This window comes from Dactylosporangium sp. NPDC049742 (genome assembly GCF_040674675.1).
Taxonomy (GTDB): domain Bacteria; phylum Actinomycetota; class Actinomycetes; order Mycobacteriales; family Micromonosporaceae; genus Dactylosporangium; species Dactylosporangium maewongense.
The window spans coordinates 68,907-82,746 of the sequence record NZ_JBFANF010000045.1 but is presented as its reverse complement, the minus strand read 5'-3'; the positions used below and the strand labels follow the sequence as shown (position 1 = coordinate 82,746).

15 protein-coding genes are annotated in these 13,840 nt (G+C 74.4%); 4 read left to right on the top strand and 11 right to left on the bottom strand.

Features of this window, described 5'->3' with window-relative positions; translation table 11 throughout:
- Positions 1 to 15: 15 nt before the first annotated feature.
- The 4 genes from AB0J72_RS40150 to AB0J72_RS40135 all read right to left on the bottom strand — a co-directional run bounded on the left by AB0J72_RS40150 (position 16) and on the right by AB0J72_RS40135 (position 4,131).
- Positions 16 to 1,047 (bottom strand): hypothetical protein, encoded by a 1,032-nt coding sequence (locus tag AB0J72_RS40150; RefSeq protein WP_363408959.1) that lies wholly within the window; start codon positions 1,045 to 1,047, stop codon positions 16 to 18.
- A complete protein-coding gene (locus AB0J72_RS40145; protein WP_363408956.1) occupies positions 1,044 to 1,535 on the bottom strand; it encodes a SigE family RNA polymerase sigma factor in 492 nt (163 codons plus the stop codon). Before AB0J72_RS40145 ends, AB0J72_RS40150 begins: the two co-directional genes overlap by 4 nt.
- Positions 1,536 to 1,599: 64 nt before the next feature.
- Complete coding sequence (locus AB0J72_RS40140) at positions 1,600 to 3,456, bottom strand: M14 family zinc carboxypeptidase (protein ID WP_363408953.1); 1,857 nt, start codon at positions 3,454 to 3,456, stop codon at positions 1,600 to 1,602.
- An 81-nt stretch (positions 3,457 to 3,537) separates the two neighbouring features.
- A complete protein-coding gene (locus tag AB0J72_RS40135) occupies positions 3,538 to 4,131 on the bottom strand; it encodes a TetR/AcrR family transcriptional regulator (RefSeq protein ID WP_363408950.1) in 594 nt (197 codons plus the stop codon).
- A gap of 82 nt (positions 4,132 to 4,213) precedes the next feature.
- On the opposite strand from AB0J72_RS40135, the gene AB0J72_RS40130 reads away from it, so the two are divergent.
- Complete coding sequence (locus AB0J72_RS40130; RefSeq protein ID WP_363408948.1) at positions 4,214 to 4,540, top strand: hypothetical protein; 327 nt, start codon at positions 4,214 to 4,216, stop codon at positions 4,538 to 4,540.
- A gap of 20 nt (positions 4,541 to 4,560) precedes the next feature.
- Here AB0J72_RS40130 and AB0J72_RS40125 read toward each other — a convergent pair whose 3' ends face one another.
- The gene (locus AB0J72_RS40125; RefSeq protein ID WP_363408945.1) at positions 4,561 to 4,956 is read right to left on the bottom strand and encodes a helix-turn-helix domain-containing protein; all 396 of its coding nucleotides are present in this window, start codon (positions 4,954 to 4,956) and stop codon (positions 4,561 to 4,563) included.
- A gap of 48 nt (positions 4,957 to 5,004) precedes the next feature.
- On the opposite strand from AB0J72_RS40125, the gene AB0J72_RS40120 reads away from it, so the two are divergent.
- Together AB0J72_RS40120 and AB0J72_RS40115 are read left to right on the top strand one after the other, a co-directional pair.
- Positions 5,005 to 5,664, top strand: a complete 660-nt coding sequence (locus AB0J72_RS40120) for a hypothetical protein (RefSeq protein ID WP_363408942.1) — start codon at positions 5,005 to 5,007, stop codon at positions 5,662 to 5,664.
- Positions 5,665 to 5,697: 33 nt separating this feature from the next.
- Entirely contained in the window at positions 5,698 to 7,083 is a 1,386-nt protein-coding gene (locus tag AB0J72_RS40115) for an MFS transporter (protein ID WP_363408939.1), read from the top strand.
- A gap of 208 nt (positions 7,084 to 7,291) precedes the next feature.
- Here the strand turns inward: AB0J72_RS40115 and AB0J72_RS40110 are convergent, their stop codons facing one another.
- Both AB0J72_RS40110 and eda read right to left on the bottom strand, forming a co-directional pair.
- Positions 7,292 to 8,392 carry a sugar kinase gene (locus tag AB0J72_RS40110; protein WP_363408936.1) on the bottom strand — a complete coding sequence of 367 codons (1,101 nt, stop codon included), beginning with the start codon at positions 8,390 to 8,392 and terminating at the stop codon, positions 7,292 to 7,294.
- On the bottom strand, positions 8,389 to 9,018 hold the full coding sequence (eda, locus tag AB0J72_RS40105) for a bifunctional 4-hydroxy-2-oxoglutarate aldolase/2-dehydro-3-deoxy-phosphogluconate aldolase (protein ID WP_360559050.1): 630 nt from the start codon (positions 9,016 to 9,018) through the stop codon (positions 8,389 to 8,391). Before eda ends, AB0J72_RS40110 begins: the two co-directional genes overlap by 4 nt.
- 46 nt (positions 9,019 to 9,064) lie before the next feature.
- Here eda and AB0J72_RS40100 point away from each other — a divergent pair, with 46 nt between their 5' ends.
- Entirely contained in the window at positions 9,065 to 9,826 is a 762-nt protein-coding gene (locus AB0J72_RS40100) for an IclR family transcriptional regulator (RefSeq protein ID WP_363408933.1), read from the top strand.
- Here the strand turns inward: AB0J72_RS40100 and AB0J72_RS40095 are convergent.
- Genes AB0J72_RS40095 through pdhA form a run of 4 tightly spaced genes read right to left on the bottom strand, consistent with a single transcriptional unit; the run spans position 9,805 to position 13,791 of the window.
- Positions 9,805 to 10,461: a hypothetical protein gene (locus AB0J72_RS40095; RefSeq protein ID WP_363408930.1), complete on the bottom strand. Its 657-nt coding sequence runs from the start codon at positions 10,459 to 10,461 to the stop codon at positions 9,805 to 9,807. The two genes, AB0J72_RS40100 and AB0J72_RS40095, sit on opposite strands and share 22 nt — an antisense overlap.
- Complete coding sequence (locus AB0J72_RS40090) at positions 10,458 to 11,708, bottom strand: dihydrolipoamide acetyltransferase family protein (protein WP_363408927.1); 1,251 nt, start codon at positions 11,706 to 11,708, stop codon at positions 10,458 to 10,460. The genes AB0J72_RS40095 and AB0J72_RS40090 overlap by 4 nt, the downstream gene beginning before the upstream one ends.
- Entirely contained in the window at positions 11,708 to 12,700 is a 993-nt protein-coding gene (locus AB0J72_RS40085; protein ID WP_363408924.1) for an alpha-ketoacid dehydrogenase subunit beta, read from the bottom strand. The genes AB0J72_RS40090 and AB0J72_RS40085 overlap by 1 nt, the downstream gene beginning before the upstream one ends.
- Positions 12,697 to 13,791, bottom strand: coding sequence for a pyruvate dehydrogenase (acetyl-transferring) E1 component subunit alpha (gene pdhA, locus AB0J72_RS40080; RefSeq protein WP_363408921.1), 1,095 nt, complete (start codon positions 13,789 to 13,791; stop codon positions 12,697 to 12,699). The genes AB0J72_RS40085 and pdhA overlap by 4 nt, the downstream gene beginning before the upstream one ends.
- Between the last annotated feature and the right edge of the window lie 49 nt (positions 13,792 to 13,840).

Below are 13,840 nucleotides of genomic sequence, written 5' to 3'. Positions count from 1 at the left end.
TCGCGGCACGCCGGGTCACCACGAGCCGGGACGGTCGAGGTCCAGGTCCTGGACGGGCGCGTAGCCGCCCAGGACCAGCAGGCCGTCCTGCTCGGTGTAGCCGCTGCCGCGGTCGGTGAGGAACAGGTCGACCAGGCACGGCTGCACGAGCATCTCCAGCAGGCCGTCGCCGGCCCGCGCCACGCGGTAGGGGCCGGCGGCCAGGTCTCCGGTGACGGCGTCCATGCCCGGCGGCGTGCGCTCGGCCCGGATCGTGAGCCAGCGGCCGTAGTCGCCGATCATGAGGGCGCCCTCGGCGAAGCCGCCGCGCGCGCCGAGCGTCAGCGAGCAGCCCTGGATCTGCGCGCCGGCGGGCAGCTTCGACAGCTCGAAGGGCACCACGCAGCGGTAGGCGGCGTCGAAGCTCACCCGGGCCGCGGCCGCCGTCGCCTCGTCGGCCCCGCCGGCGTACACGTCGAGCCTGGCCCACAGGGTGCCCACGGGCTGCCAGCGCACCGACCACAGGGTCTGGCCGCCGGCAGGCCCCGCGTCCGCGCGCGCCGTCCCCGGGCGGCCCCCCACGGCCACGGCGACCGGCGCCCCGGGCCGGCCCGCCGACTCCAGCTGCGACGCGGCACCGTCCAGCTTGTCGGCGGTGGCGGCGAGCGTGAACGTGGCCCGGCGCAGGATCTGGACGCTCTCGATGCCCGGCCTGGTGCTCCAGGTCGCGTACTCGGCGCCGTCCAGGAGGTCGCCGACGGCGAAGTGCACGGTCCCCCACTCGGCGCCGACCTTGTCGGGATCGCCGAGGGCCCCCGCCACGTCCGGCGAGACCGGCAGCGCGAGCGCGGCGACCTCCGGCGCGGCCGGCGCGTCGGGCGCCTGCCGCCACGGCACCACGGCGGCGACGGCGAGCAGCACGGCACACAGCGCGGCGCCCGCGACCGCCCGGCGCCGCAACCGGATCCGCTGCCCGCGGCGGCGGGCGTGCGCGACGATCGGCGCCGGGTCGACGTCGCCGCCGGCGCGGTCCCGCAGCGTGGTGGTGAGCCGCTCATCGAGGTTCATCGGGACCCTCCCGTGGAGATGGCAGACGGCGCGGCGCGCAGCGTGTCGAGGGCCCGTTTCGCGTGGGTGCGCACGGTGCCGGTGGAGCAGTCCAGGATCTCGGCGATCCGCGCGTCGTCCAGGTCCTCGTAGTAGCGCAGGACGATGACGGTGCGCTGCTTCCTGGGCAGCTGCCGGACCAGGCGCCACAGCGCGTCGCGCTCGGCCACCTCGGCGGCCTCGTCGCCGGTCGCGGGCCGCTCGCCGACGGCCTCGACGGCCACCTCGCGGCTGCTGCGCCGCCGCCACCACGAGTGGTGGGTGTTGACCAGCATCCGGCGCACGTAGACGTCCGGCCGGTCGGTGCGCGAGATGCGGCCCCAGCGGGCGTATGCCTTGGCGAGGACGTCCTGCACCAGGTCCTCGGCGCGGTGCTCGTCATCGGTGAGCAGCCTGGCGAAGCGCAGCAGCGCCCCGGCGCGGGCGAACGCGTACTCCTCGAACGTCACGCCTCTATACACGCGGCGGGCCGCCCGTGCCGTAGACACGGGCGGCCACTTTTCTTGCGACTTGCTACGACTGCCGGATGACGACGTTGTCGACGCCGGCCTCGACCAGGCTGGCCGTGGCCGCGTCCGCCGCCTCGAACAGGATCCGGACGCTCTGCCCCGCGTACGCGCTGAGGTTGACGCTGCCGGTCGACCAGGACGCGTCCCGGTCGGCGGCGGCGCCGGCCACGGTGGCCAGCACGGTCGTGCCGCTCGCCGTGACGACGCTGACCCGGAAGAAGTCCGCCGACGAGGCGTTGCTGCCGTGGCCGAGGTACCAGGAGTAGCTCAGCGTCAGTGTCCCGCTCGACGGCAGCGTGATGCTCGGCGAGCGCACGCTCGTCGTGCCGCCGTCGACGTCGTTGGCGCCGGCGTCGGCACCGGCCAGGCGCGCCGTCACCAGGTCGTTGCTGCCGCTGACCGTGGTGCCGAGCTGCTTCGGGCCGCTGGAGTCGGTGGCCTCCGGGTCGCCGCGTTCCCAGGCGCCGGTGGTCGCGGTGTCGGTGCCCGACGGGTTGGTCGTCCAGCCGAGGTTGGTCTCGAAGTCGTCGGACCAGACCGTGGTGCCCGGCGCGGTGCCGCAGTACTGGGCCTCCTTGCCGATCACCCGGTACGGGCAGTCGGCGTACTCGGCGATCTGCAGGCTCGCCTCCCGGTTGAGCGCGGTCTGCGCGGCGATGACCTCGTCCGGCGGGTAGAAGCCGCCGCCGCCGGAGTTGCCCGGGTACATCTCGAACGTGTAGGACCACACGCCCTGGTCGGCCCACAGCCAGTCGTCGATGGTGCCGTCGGTGATGTACAGGTCGCTGGCCTGCTCCGGGGTGTAGCCGTTGGTGGCGGCCATCTGGGTGCCGAGGGTGCGGAAGGTGAGCTCCTGGTCGGCGTCCAGGCCCGGTGCGGTGTTCGAGGTGGTGTACCCGAAGGGCCAGAGCACGAGCTTGCCGTAGGTGTGGAAGTCGATGTGCGTCTTGATCTGCTGCACCCCGCCGACGCGCCGGCTCAGCACGAGGTCGCGCACCCGCTGGGTCTCCGGCGCGGAGAACGCCGACGGCCCGCGGTAGGTCTCCGAACTGGTCGAGCTCGACGACCCGCCGCAGCAGCCGAAGTTGTAGCCCCAGTTGCGGTTCAGGTCGGTGCCGACGTTGCTGCTGCCGCTGTTCGGCTGCCGGTTCTTGCGCCACGACCGGTAGGCGCCGGTGGCGATGTCGTACTCGCCGCCGTCGGGGTTCATGTCCGGCACGATCCAGATCTCGCGCGAGTTCACCACGTTCGTGATCCGGGTGTCGGTGCCGTAGCCGTCGGTGAGCTGCTTGATCAGGTACAGCGCCATCTCGATGGTGAGGTGCTCGCGGGCGTGCTGGTGCGCCGTGTAGAGCACCTCCGGCTCGTTCTCGTCGACCGCGACGTTGTCGGAGATCTTGATGACCGGGATGTCCCGGCCCTCGTACGACGTGCCGAGGCTGCTCTTGCGCAGGATCGCCGGGTGGTCGGCGACGGCCTGGTTGAGCTCGGCGGTCATCTCCGCGTAGTTGTGGTACATCGAGTCCGCCGACGGGAAGTCGAGGATCGTCGCGGGCCCGCCCGGCGTCGCCGGCCGCAGCGCGCGGGTGACGGTGAAGCCCAGCTGCCGCAGCCTCGCGACCTCGGACGGGGTCGCGGTGATGTCCGCGACGCCGTGGTCGATGCCGTCGATCGCGGCGCCGGTCCCGGCGACCTGGTTGCGCTGGTCGAGCGTGCCGACCCCGCTCACCAGGTAGGGAGCGGACGTCTCGGCGGTCACCGCGTCGGCCGGCGCGGCGCCGGCCGGGCTGATCGCGGCGACCACGAGCGCGACGGCGACGGCCATCGCGAGTGGGATGGTGCCCCTGCGGGGGTGGCTCATCTAGCCTCCTTGGGTGATGGAGGTGAACGAGCTACCAGGTGACCACCCAACGCATGGTCATATCAACATCCGTCTTTCTCCCTACCGCGCGGGCCATGCCCGCATGGCCAGATCGGCGACCGCCTCCAGGGCCTCCCGGTCGGCGCCGTCGCGGGCCTGATGGGCCATGCCCTGCAGGGTGCCGGTGACGAAGTGGGCCAGCCCGCGCGGGTCCGTGCCGGCGGGCAGCTCACCGGCCTCGACGGCCTGCCCGATCAGCGCCTCGAGCGCCTCGAGCCCGGCGAGCCGCAGCCCGCGCAGCAGCTCCTCGGCCTCCGGTGAGGTCGTGTTGGTGGCCGCGCTGATCACCAGGCACCCCCGCGGCAGGCCGGGCCGGGTGCAGGCCGCGGCGGCCTCGTGCAGCAGCCGCCGCACGCCGGCGGTGAGCGTCGGCTCCTCGTCGATCGCGGCCTGCATGAACGACCGGTAGAGCCGGGTGTACTCGGCCACGACCTCCTCGAACAGCGCCCGCTTGCTGCCGAACGCGGCATACAGGCTGGGCACGCCGACGCCCATCGCGGTGGCGAGGTCGTTGACGGACGTCGCCTCGTAACCCCGCGCCCAGAAGACCTCCACGGCCGCGCGCAGCGCCTCGCCCCGGTCGAACTGCCTGGGCCGCCCCCGCCGCGTCGTCACGCCGGTCATTGTATAGCGCTCACTAGAGAATTCATCTATGGTGCCCATTGTCTAGCGACCACTACAGAAATGAGGGTGCGGCATGTCTTCTTCCCCGCCGCCGGAGCGGACCCCGACGCCGGTGAAGGTGATGGTGGGCGTGCTCGCCGTCGGCGTGGTCCTGCTGTGCACCGGGCTCGTCCGGCGGCCGTGGAGCGACGACGTCGACTGCGGCGGGCAGCACATGCGCCCCGGCGAGCGCTGCGTGTCCTCCCGCGGCTCGTCCGCCACGTACGAGGAGCGCAGGCGCGTCCGCGAGAACGGCGCCGGCATCCTCGTCGCCGGCGGCGTCATCACCGCGGGCAGCCTCGCGGCCCTCTACGCCCTGAACCGGAACCGGCGCGACCAGACCGGCGAGATCAGCGGCTAGACCGGCGGCCAGATCGGCGGCTAGACCGGCGGCTGGGTGGCGTCCCAGCGGGCGCGGGCCGCGCCGATCGCGGTCATGTTGTCCCGCGACCAGTCGGCGAGCGCAGTGATGATCCCGGCCATGCTGCTGCCCATCGGCGTGAGCCGGTAGTCCACCTGCGGCGGGATCGTCGCGTACGCGGTCCGCTCGACCAGCCCGTCGCGGCACAGCCGCTTGGTGGTGACCGTCAGCATCCGCTGCGAGATGCCGGGGATCGCCCGCTCCAGCTCGCGGAAGCGCCGCACCCCGTGCGACAGCTCGACCAGCACGAGCACCGTCCACCGGTCGCCGAGCCGGGCGAGGAGGTCGCGGATGCCGCAGTCGTCGTCGCCGCACGGCCCGGCCTGCGGGGTTACCCCGGTGTTCGCGACCGACACGGAAGTGCCTCCTTCTCAGCCCGCGCACCGCTGCCGATGCTCAGGACCATGATTCCCGTCAGCGGCGTCCCCCGCGACACCACCACCGTGCCCGGCGCCGACCCGCCCGCCGCCCTGGCACTGGCCGTCACGGGTGTCGACGTGCTGGTCGGCCCCGCCGGCGTCCGGCACGCCGCGCGCGTGGACGGCCGCGCGCCGGCGCCCGGCACGGCGGTCCTGCGGTGCGCGCCCTTCGCCGAGTCCTTCGCCGCGCTCGCCGCGGCCGCGGCCGTCTCCGCCGCGGTCACCGGGGTCCTCACCACCCCGCTCGGCGACCGCCGGTGGCCACTCGTCGCCCTGCGGGACGTGACCGGCGCCGCCGCCCGCGTCGCCGCCGAGTCGGCCGCGGACCTCGCCGCCGGCCGCCCGGACCGGCACGCCGGCGCCACCTACCACCTTGACGGCGACACCCTCATCGGCGGCGCCGAGATCGCCGCCCTGCTCGCCTGGCTGCTCGACCGTCCCGTCCGGTACGTCCCCTCCCCCGGCGCCCCGCCCCCGCACGCGCCACCCACCGGCCCGCAGCACCTGTGGCGCCCGCTGCCCGCGCCGACCCCCGCCCTCGACGTCATCGAGCGCGCCGTCGCCGCCGCCGTCACCGCCGGCAGGAACGAGGACCGATCTTGTGGTGGGGCGGGCCCGGCGCCTATGGTGACCCCAGGACCGTAAGGGAAACACTGTTTCCCTACCGAGGAGGCCGCCATGGGCACCGAGACCGACCGTGGCGGGACCGTGCTGGTGGAGGCGTACTCCGGGCGGCCGAAGGTGGCGGTCGAGCCCACGCGGACCGCGCCGCTCGGGTGGTGGCCGGCGATCTGCGTGGCGCTGGTCGCGTTCGTCGACCGGGTCGAATACAACCTCCTGGCCGGGGTCGTGCCGCAGATCCAGGCGGAGTTCGGGCTCAGCGACAAGGCGGTCGGCGCCATCCCCACCGCGGGGGCGATCGCGGGCGTGGTGCTGCTGCTGCCGGCCGGCCGTCTCGCCGACACCGGCCGGCGCAACTGGATCATCGCCGGCGTCGTCGGCACGTGGGCGGTGCTGACCCTCGGGACGGGGCTGGCCACGTCCTACGCGGTGCTCTTCGCGATCCGGGTGCTGCTCGGCGCGGCCGGGCAGCTCTACAACCCGCCCGCCTCGAGCCTGCTCGCGGACTACTTCCCGCCCGGCGGCCGGGCGCGCGCGTTCGGGCTGGAGCGCCTCGGGTACTTCGTCGGGCTGCCGGTCGGGGTGCTCGTCGGCGGCTCGCTCGCGCAGGCGGTCGGGTGGCGGCACGCGTTCCTGTTCGTGGCCCTGCCGGGGGCCGTCATCGCGCTGCTGTGCCTCACCGTCCGCGAGCCGGTCCGCGGCCTCGGCGACCGCATCGGCGCGCTGGCCGCCGGTGTCGCACCCGCCGAACGACCGGCGGAGGCCGCGGCGGTGCCCGTACACCGGCAGCTGCGGCAGCTCGTGCGGATCCCGACGCTGCGGTCGGTGGTCGCGGGGCTGACCATCATGTTCTTCGGCCTCGGCGGGCTGTTCTTCTGGATGCCGACGTTCTACCAGCGGCAGTTCGGCCTGGAGGAGGCGGCCGCGACCGGGATCGCGGGCGGGGTCGGCGGCGTCGGCATCGTCCTCGGGGTGATCGTCGGCGGCCGGTACGGCGACCGCTTCCACGGCCGGCGCCCCGGCTGGCGGATGGTCCTGGCCGGCACGGCCCTGTTCATCGGCGCGCTGGGCCTCGCCGTCGCCGCGCTCGTGCCGGTGCTGCCCGTGCAGATCGCCGGCTACTTCCTCGCCAACGCCGGGTTCTCCGCGGCGATCCCGAACCTGACGGCGGCCAACGCCGACGTGGTGCCCGCGCACCGGCGCGGCCTGGGCTTCGCGGTCCTCAACGCGGTCGTCACGCTCGGCGGCGCGGCCGGCCCGTTCCTCGTCGGGGCCGCCTCCGACGCGCTCGGCGGCGACGGCGGCTCCGGCTCGCTGCGCGGCGCGTTCACCGTGCTGCTGCTGCCGCTGGGGCTCGGCGCCTGGATCATCCTCCGGGCGCGGCGCACCTTCGACGCCGACATCCTGCGCGCCACCGGCGACCCCCGGCCGTCCGGCGATTGACGGCCGGCGGGCGGACAGCGCCGCCGGGGGTGCTCCGCGACAGTTGAGTCGGCCCCTGCACCGATGACGGACCCCGGCGGGCGGCTGTGCGAGGCGTGCCCGCCGGGGTCAACAACGCCGCGGTCCGGTCACTGCGCCGCCGGTTGCCGTGGTCTTGCCGGTCGCCCAGCGCTGGACGTGCGACCTTGGACGTCCAGCGCCGGGACACTCAGCGCTGGACGCGAGCGCCGCCGCCGCGCACCAGGGACTCGACCTCGGCGAGGCTCGCCATCGAGGTGTCGCCGGGGGTGGTCATGGCCAGGGCGCCGTGCGCCGCGCCGTACTCGACCGCGGTGGCGATGCCGCCGTCGCGTTCGAGCAGGCCGAAGATGAGCCCGGACGCGAAGCTGTCGCCGCCGCCGACCCGGTCGAGGATCTCCAGGGCCGGCCGGTGGGTCGCCTCGGCGAACTCGCCGCCCGCCCAGGCGACGGCGCCCCAGTCGTTGACGGTGGCGCTGTGCACGGCGCGCAGCGTGGTCGCGACGACCGCGAAGTTCGGGTACTCCTCGACGACCTCCTTGATCATCGCCTTGAAGTTGCCGGCGTCGAGCGCGCCGGCGTGGATGTCGGTGTCGGGCACGGCGAAGCCGAGGCAGGCGGTGAAGTCCTCCTCGTTGCCGATCATCACGTCGACGAGGCCGGCGAGGCGGCGGTTCACCTCCTGCGCGCGGGCCTTGCCGCCGACCGCCTTCCACAGCGACGGGCGGTAGTTGAGGTCGTACGAGACGACCGTGCCGTGCCTGCGCGCGGCGGTCATCGCGGCCTCGACGGTGGCCGGCGCGGTCTCCGACAGCGCCGCGTAGATGCCGCCGGTGTGCAGCCAGCGGACCCCGAGCGTGCCGAACAGGTGGTCCCAGTCCACGTCCTCGGGCCGCAGCTGGCTGGCGGCGGTGTGGCCGCGGTCCGACGTGCCGACGGCGCCGCGGACGCCGAAGCCGCGCTCGGTGAAGTTGAGCCCGTTGCGGGTGGCGCGGCCGATCCCGTCATACGGCACCCAGCGCACGAACGACGTGTCGACCCCGCCCTGCAGGATGAGGTCCTCCAGGAGGCGGCCGATCTCGTTGTCGGCGAACGCGGTGACGATCGCGGTGCGCAGGCCGAAGCAGCGGCGCAGGCCGCGGGCGACGTTGTACTCCCCGCCGCCCTCCCACGCCTGGAAGCTGCGGGCGGTGCGGACCCGGCCGGCGCCGGGGTCGAGGCGCAACATCACCTCGCCGAGCGAGACGAGGTCGTAACGGCACTCGTCCTTGGGGCGTAGCGTGAGCGTCATGCCGCCGCCTCCACCGCGGCGGCGGCCCGCTCGGCCACCGCGTCCCAGCGCCCGGCCTGCAGGAGGTCGGGGGCGACGATCCAGCTCGCGCCGACCGCGAGGACCTGCGGCAGGGCGAGGTAGTCCGGCATCACCTCGGGGGTGATGCCGCCGGTGGGGATGAACCGCACCCCGCGGAACGGCGCCGCGAGAGCCTTGATCATCGGTGCGCCGCCGAGCTGCTGGGCCGGGAAGAACTTCACGATGTCCAGGCCGGCGTCGAGGGCCATCTGGATCTCGGTGGCGGTGGCGGCGCCGGGCACGACGAGCACGCCGGCGTCCTGGCACGCGGCGACGACGGCGGGCGCGAAGCCCGGCGTCACCACGAACCGGGCGCCGGCGGCGATGGCCCGCTCGGCCTGCTGGGCGGTGAGCACCGTGCCGGCGCCGACGACCAGGTCGTCGCGGCCGGCGATGGCCTCGATCGCGTCGAGGCCGGCGGCGGTGCGCAGGGTGATCTCGGCGGCCTTGAGGCCGCCCTTGACGAGGGCGTCGCCGAGCGCCGCCGCGTGCCGGGCGTCCTCGAGGACCACCACCGGCACGACCCGCCCCAGGGCGAGCTGTTCACTCCTATGAACGTCAGTCACGGGTGTGAACATAGTGCAAGCGCGGCCCGTTCGCTACAGTGGCGCCGTGCAGGACGACTTCCAGCCGGTCAAGTCAGCCGGGCGCACCCTTGACGTGCTCGAGGTCCTCGCGGATCAGCCGCGCGCCTGGACGCTCGTCGACCTCGCCCGCGCGCTGGACATCCCGAAGAGCAGCCTGCACGGGCTCATGCGGACCATGACCGCCCGCGGCTGGGTCCGCGCCGACGAGACCGGCACCCGCTTCCGGCTCGGCATGCGCGCCCTGCAGGTCGGCGCCGCCTACCTCGACGGCGACGACAGCGTCGCGGTGATGTCGGGGGTCCTCGACGAGCTGTCCCGCCGGCTCGGCGAGACCGTCCACCTCGGCCGGATCGAGGGCGACCAGATCGTGTACCTCGCCAAGCGGGACTCCACCCACCGCCTGCGCCTCTACAGCGCCGTCGGCCGCCGGCTGCCCGCGCACGCGACGGCCCTCGGCAAGGCGCTGCTGGCCCAGCACCCCGACGCCGACGCCGACGCGATGCTCAGCTGGCCGCTGCAGCGGCTGACCGCCGGCACGATCACCGACCGCGACACCCTGCACCGGGCCCTGGCCACGGTCCGCGAGACGGGGTACGCCGTCGACCGCGAGGAGAACGCGGAGGGCATCATGTGCTTCGCGATGGCGGTGCCGCTGACGGTGCCGGCGACCGACGCCGTCTCGGTCTCGGTGCCGTCCACCCGGATGACCGCCGGGGTGGAGGAGGGCGTCGTCGCCGCCCTGACCGACCTGCTCCAGCCGCTCGGTCAGGCCCGCAGCATGCTGTAGGCGTCCGTCAGCGCCGCCGTGACCGCCTCGACCGTCACGGTCTCCAACGCACCGGCGGTGGCGGGGTCGAAGTCGTAGCCGAGCGCGGCGTACGCGGCGGTCAGCGGCGCCCGGAGCGGGCCGGCGCCGGTCACCTGGAAGACGGAGCTGAACAGCCACCCGTCCCGGGTGACCCGCTGGGCCGAGCCGACGACCTTGATCGTGCCGCCGAGGTTGATGCTGTACTCGCCGGGGCAGTACTCGCCCGGGACGGCGCCGATCCGGGCGTCGGCGCCGAGCCCGGTGAGGACGGCGGCGTGCAGGGCCGCGAACCGCCGGAACCGCCCGACGGGGTCACGGGACGCGTCCGGGGTGCGGCACACGTGGTCCACGACGACGCTGCCCTCGTGGTAGAGCGCCAGGGTGCCGCCCTGCGGGCGGATCACCGGGGTGAAGCCGGCCGAGCGGACCGCTTCCTCGGCCTCCGGGTAGCCCGGGCGCAGGGTGTCGCGCCGGCTGAACGCGGCCGTCGGCGCCGGCGAGAAGATCCGCAGGAACTCCCGGCCGGCGCCGGCCCGCAGCAGGTGCGGGCCGAGGGCGACGTCGGCGGACGGGCCGCCCGGCAGGGGCGACCCGTCGAGCAGGACGACCGTCACAGCCTGGCGATGACGGAGGCGGGCTCCTCGATGGCGTCGGCGACGCTGCGCATGAACCCGGCGGCGGTGCCGCCGTCGCACACGCGGTGGTCGAACACGAAGCTCATCTGCGCGATCTTACGGACGCACAGCTGGCCGTCGACGACCCACGGCCGGTCGATGATCCGGCCCAGGCCGAGGATCGCGACCTGCGGGTGGTTGATGATGGCCGCGCTGCCGTCGACCCGGAACGCGCCGTAGTTGTTGAGCGTGAACGTGCCCGCCGACAGCTCCTCCGCCGTCGAACGGCCCTCCCGCGCCCTGGCCGTGACCGCGCGGATCTCCTGGTCGAGCCGGGCGGTCGTCATCGCGCCGGCGTCCATGACCGCGGGCACCACGAGGCCGCGGGCGCCCTGCACGGCGATGCCGAGGTCGACCCGGTCGAGCTCGACGATCTCCTGGCGGCCGGTGTCGAGGCGGGCGTTGAACACCGGGTACTCGCGCAGGGCCGCGACCACGAACCGGGCGACGTACGCGATCAGGCCCGGCCCGGCGGGGACGCTCTCGCGCAGCTGCCACAGCTTCGTCGCGTCGACGTCGACCCAGACGGTCGCCTCGGGGATCTCTGCCCGGCTGCGGCTCAGTGCCGCCGACACGCTGCGGCGGAAGCCGCTCAGGGGGATCCGGCGCTCCCCCGGTACCGACGCGGCGACGGCTGTCGTGACGGTGGCGCGCTCCACGTCGGCGCGGGTGATGACGCCACCCTCGCCGGTCCCCTGCAGGGTGCGCAGGTCCACGCCGTTGGCGCGGGCCAGGTTGCGCACCAGCGGCGAGACGACGAGGGGGACCTTCCGGACCGCCGGGGCGGGGAACGCGGGCGCGGCCGGGCGGACGTTGGCGCGCGGGCGGCGGGTGCGGCCCGTCGTGGTGGCGCCGGTGGTGCCGTAGCCGATGAGGACGTTGCCGGAGCCGGCCCGCTCCTCCTCCCGGTAGGCCTCCTTGGCGGCCGCCGCCACGCTCGCGGGCTCGCGCTGCACGGCGGCGATCGAGATGAGCGGCTTGCCGACCTGGACCGTGGCGCCGGGCCGGGCGTGCAGGGTCTCGACCCGGCCCGCGTACGGCGACGGCACCTCCACCACGGACTTCGCCGTCTCGACCTCGACGACGCTCTGGTCGACGGCGACCGTGTCGCCCTCGGCGACGAGCCACCGCACGACCTCCGCCTCGGTGAGCCCCTCACCGAGGTCCGGCAGCAGGAACGTCGCCATCACTGCTCCCACTGCAGGTCGTCGACGGCGTCCAGGACCCGGTCCACGCCGGGCAGCTGGAAGTGCTCCAGCTTCGGCGGCGGGTACGGGATGTCGAACCCGGCGACCCGGCGGATCGGCGCGGCCAGGGCGTTGAAGCAGCGCTCGGTGACCCGGGCGACGATCTCGGCGGAGACCCCGGCGAACCCGGCGGCCTCGGCGACGACCACGGCCCGGCCGGTGGAGCGCACCGCCGCGCACACGGTCTCGTCGTCGAACGGCACGATCGAGCGCAGGTCGACCACCTGCAGGCTCCGCCCCTCCTGCGCGGCGGCCTCGGCGGCCTCGAGCGCGACGGGGACGGCGGGCCCGTAGGCGATGAGGGTCGCGTCGGTGCCGTCGCGGCGGACCACGGCGGTGCCGATGCCGGGCGCCCCGGACGGCAGCTCGACCTCCTCCTTGCTCCAGTAGAGCTTCTTCGGCTCGAGGAAGACGACCGGGTCCGGCGACGCGATCGCCGCCCGCAGCAGCGTGTAGGCGTCCGACGGCGTCGACGGCGCGACCACGTGCAGCCCGGGGGTGTGGGCGTAGTAGGCCTCCGACGAGTCGCAGTGGTGCTCGACGCCGCCGATGCCGCCGGCGTACGGGACGCGGATGACCATCGGCAGCGCCACCCGCCCGCGGGTGCGGTTGCGCATCTTCGCGACGTGGCTGACGATCTGCTCGAACGCGGGGTAGGCGAACGCGTCGAACTGCATCTCGACGACGGGACGCATCCCGTTCATCGCCATCCCCACGGCCATCCCGACGATCCCGGACTCCGCGAGCGGCGTGTCGAAGCAGCGTGCCTCGCCGAAGTCGGCGGTGATGCCGTCGGTGATCCGGAAGACGCCGCCGAGCGCGCCGACGTCCTCGCCGAACACGACCACCGTGGGGTCTGCTTCGAGCGCGTCGCGCAGGGCCCGGTTGAGCGCCTGCGCCATCGACAGCTTCTCGTGCGTGGTTGTGGTCATCGGGTGCTTCCTTCGCGGCTGAGCTCGTCCGCCACCATCGCCGCCTGCTCGCGCAGCTGGGGTGTGGGGGTCGCGTACACGTGGGCGAACAGGTCGGCGGGGTCCGGCTCGACGTCGCGGTTGAGGCCGTCGCGCAGGTGCGTGGCGACCCGCTCGGCCTCCTCGGTGAAGGCCGCGATCGCCGCGTCGTCGATCAGCCCCCGGCCGGTCAGGTAGGCGCGCAGCCGGGCGATCGGGTCGCGCTCGACCCACGCCGCGACCTCGGCGTCGTCGCGGTACCGGGTGGCGTCGTCGGCGTTGGTGTGCGCCTGCATCCGGTACGTGTGCGCCTCGACCAGCTGCGGCCCGCCGCCGGACCGGGCCCGCTCGACGGCGGCGCCGAGCACGGCGAGCAGGGCGGCCATGTCGTTGCCGTCGACGCGTTCACCCTTGATGCCGTAGCCGATCCCCTTGTGCGCCAGGGACGGCGCCGCGGTCTGCCGCGACAGCGGGACGCTGATGGCGTAGCCGTTGTTCTGGACGAAGAAGACCACCGGCGCCTGGAACACGGCGGCGAAGTTGAGCGCCTCGTGGAAGTCGCCCTCGCTGGTGCCGCCGTCGCCGCACATCGCCATGACGACGGTCGGCTCGCCGCGGAGCCTGGCCGCGTGCGCGACCCCGACCGCGTGCGGCAGCTGGGTGGCCAGGGGCGTCGCGTGCGGGGCGACGTTGTGCTCGTACGGGTCGTACCCGCAGTGCCAGTCGCCCTTGAGCAGGCTGAGCGCCTCGACGGGGTCGACGCCCTTGACGGCCGCGGCGACCGTGTCCCGGTAGGTGGGGAAGAGCCAGTCTCCGGCGTCGAGTACCTGCGCCGCGGCGACCTGGCACGCCTCCTGCCCGTGCGACGACGGGTACACGGCGAGCCGCCCCTGCCGCACGAGCGCGTAGGCCTGGTCGTTGAGCCGCCGCGCGGTGAGCAGCGCGCCGAGCGCCTTGACGAGCGCTTCGTTGTCCGGAAGCGCGTGGCGCCCTGGGTCGAGGGCCTCGCCGCGCGCGTCGATGAGGGCGACCGGTTCGTCGCCCGGCAGCAGGTGACTCGGGTCACGCGTCATGCCGCAATCCTGGGCCTCGCGCCATTCGCGTTCCACTCCCGGCGGCAAA

Excerpts from the sequence above, each read along its gene's own strand:
- AB0J72_RS40150 (WP_363408959.1), bottom strand. The coding sequence starts at position 1,047 with ATGAACCTCGATGAGCGGCTCACCACCACGCTGCGGGACCGCGCCGGC.
- AB0J72_RS40090 (WP_363408927.1), bottom strand. The coding sequence starts at position 11,708 with ATGGCGACGTTCCTGCTGCCGGACCTCGGTGAGGGGCTCACCGAGGCG.
- AB0J72_RS40110 (WP_363408936.1), bottom strand. The coding sequence starts at position 8,392 with ATGACGCTCACGCTACGCCCCAAGGACGAGTGCCGTTACGACCTCGTC.
- AB0J72_RS40115 (WP_363408939.1), top strand. The coding sequence starts at position 5,698 with ATGGGCACCGAGACCGACCGTGGCGGGACCGTGCTGGTGGAGGCGTAC.
- pdhA (WP_363408921.1), bottom strand. The coding sequence starts at position 13,791 with ATGACGCGTGACCCGAGTCACCTGCTGCCGGGCGACGAACCGGTCGCC.
- AB0J72_RS40130 (WP_363408948.1), top strand. The coding sequence starts at position 4,214 with ATGTCTTCTTCCCCGCCGCCGGAGCGGACCCCGACGCCGGTGAAGGTG.
- AB0J72_RS40085 (WP_363408924.1), bottom strand. The coding sequence starts at position 12,700 with ATGACCACAACCACGCACGAGAAGCTGTCGATGGCGCAGGCGCTCAAC.
- AB0J72_RS40140 (WP_363408953.1), bottom strand. The coding sequence starts at position 3,456 with ATGAGCCACCCCCGCAGGGGCACCATCCCACTCGCGATGGCCGTCGCC.
- AB0J72_RS40120 (WP_363408942.1), top strand. The coding sequence starts at position 5,005 with ATGATTCCCGTCAGCGGCGTCCCCCGCGACACCACCACCGTGCCCGGC.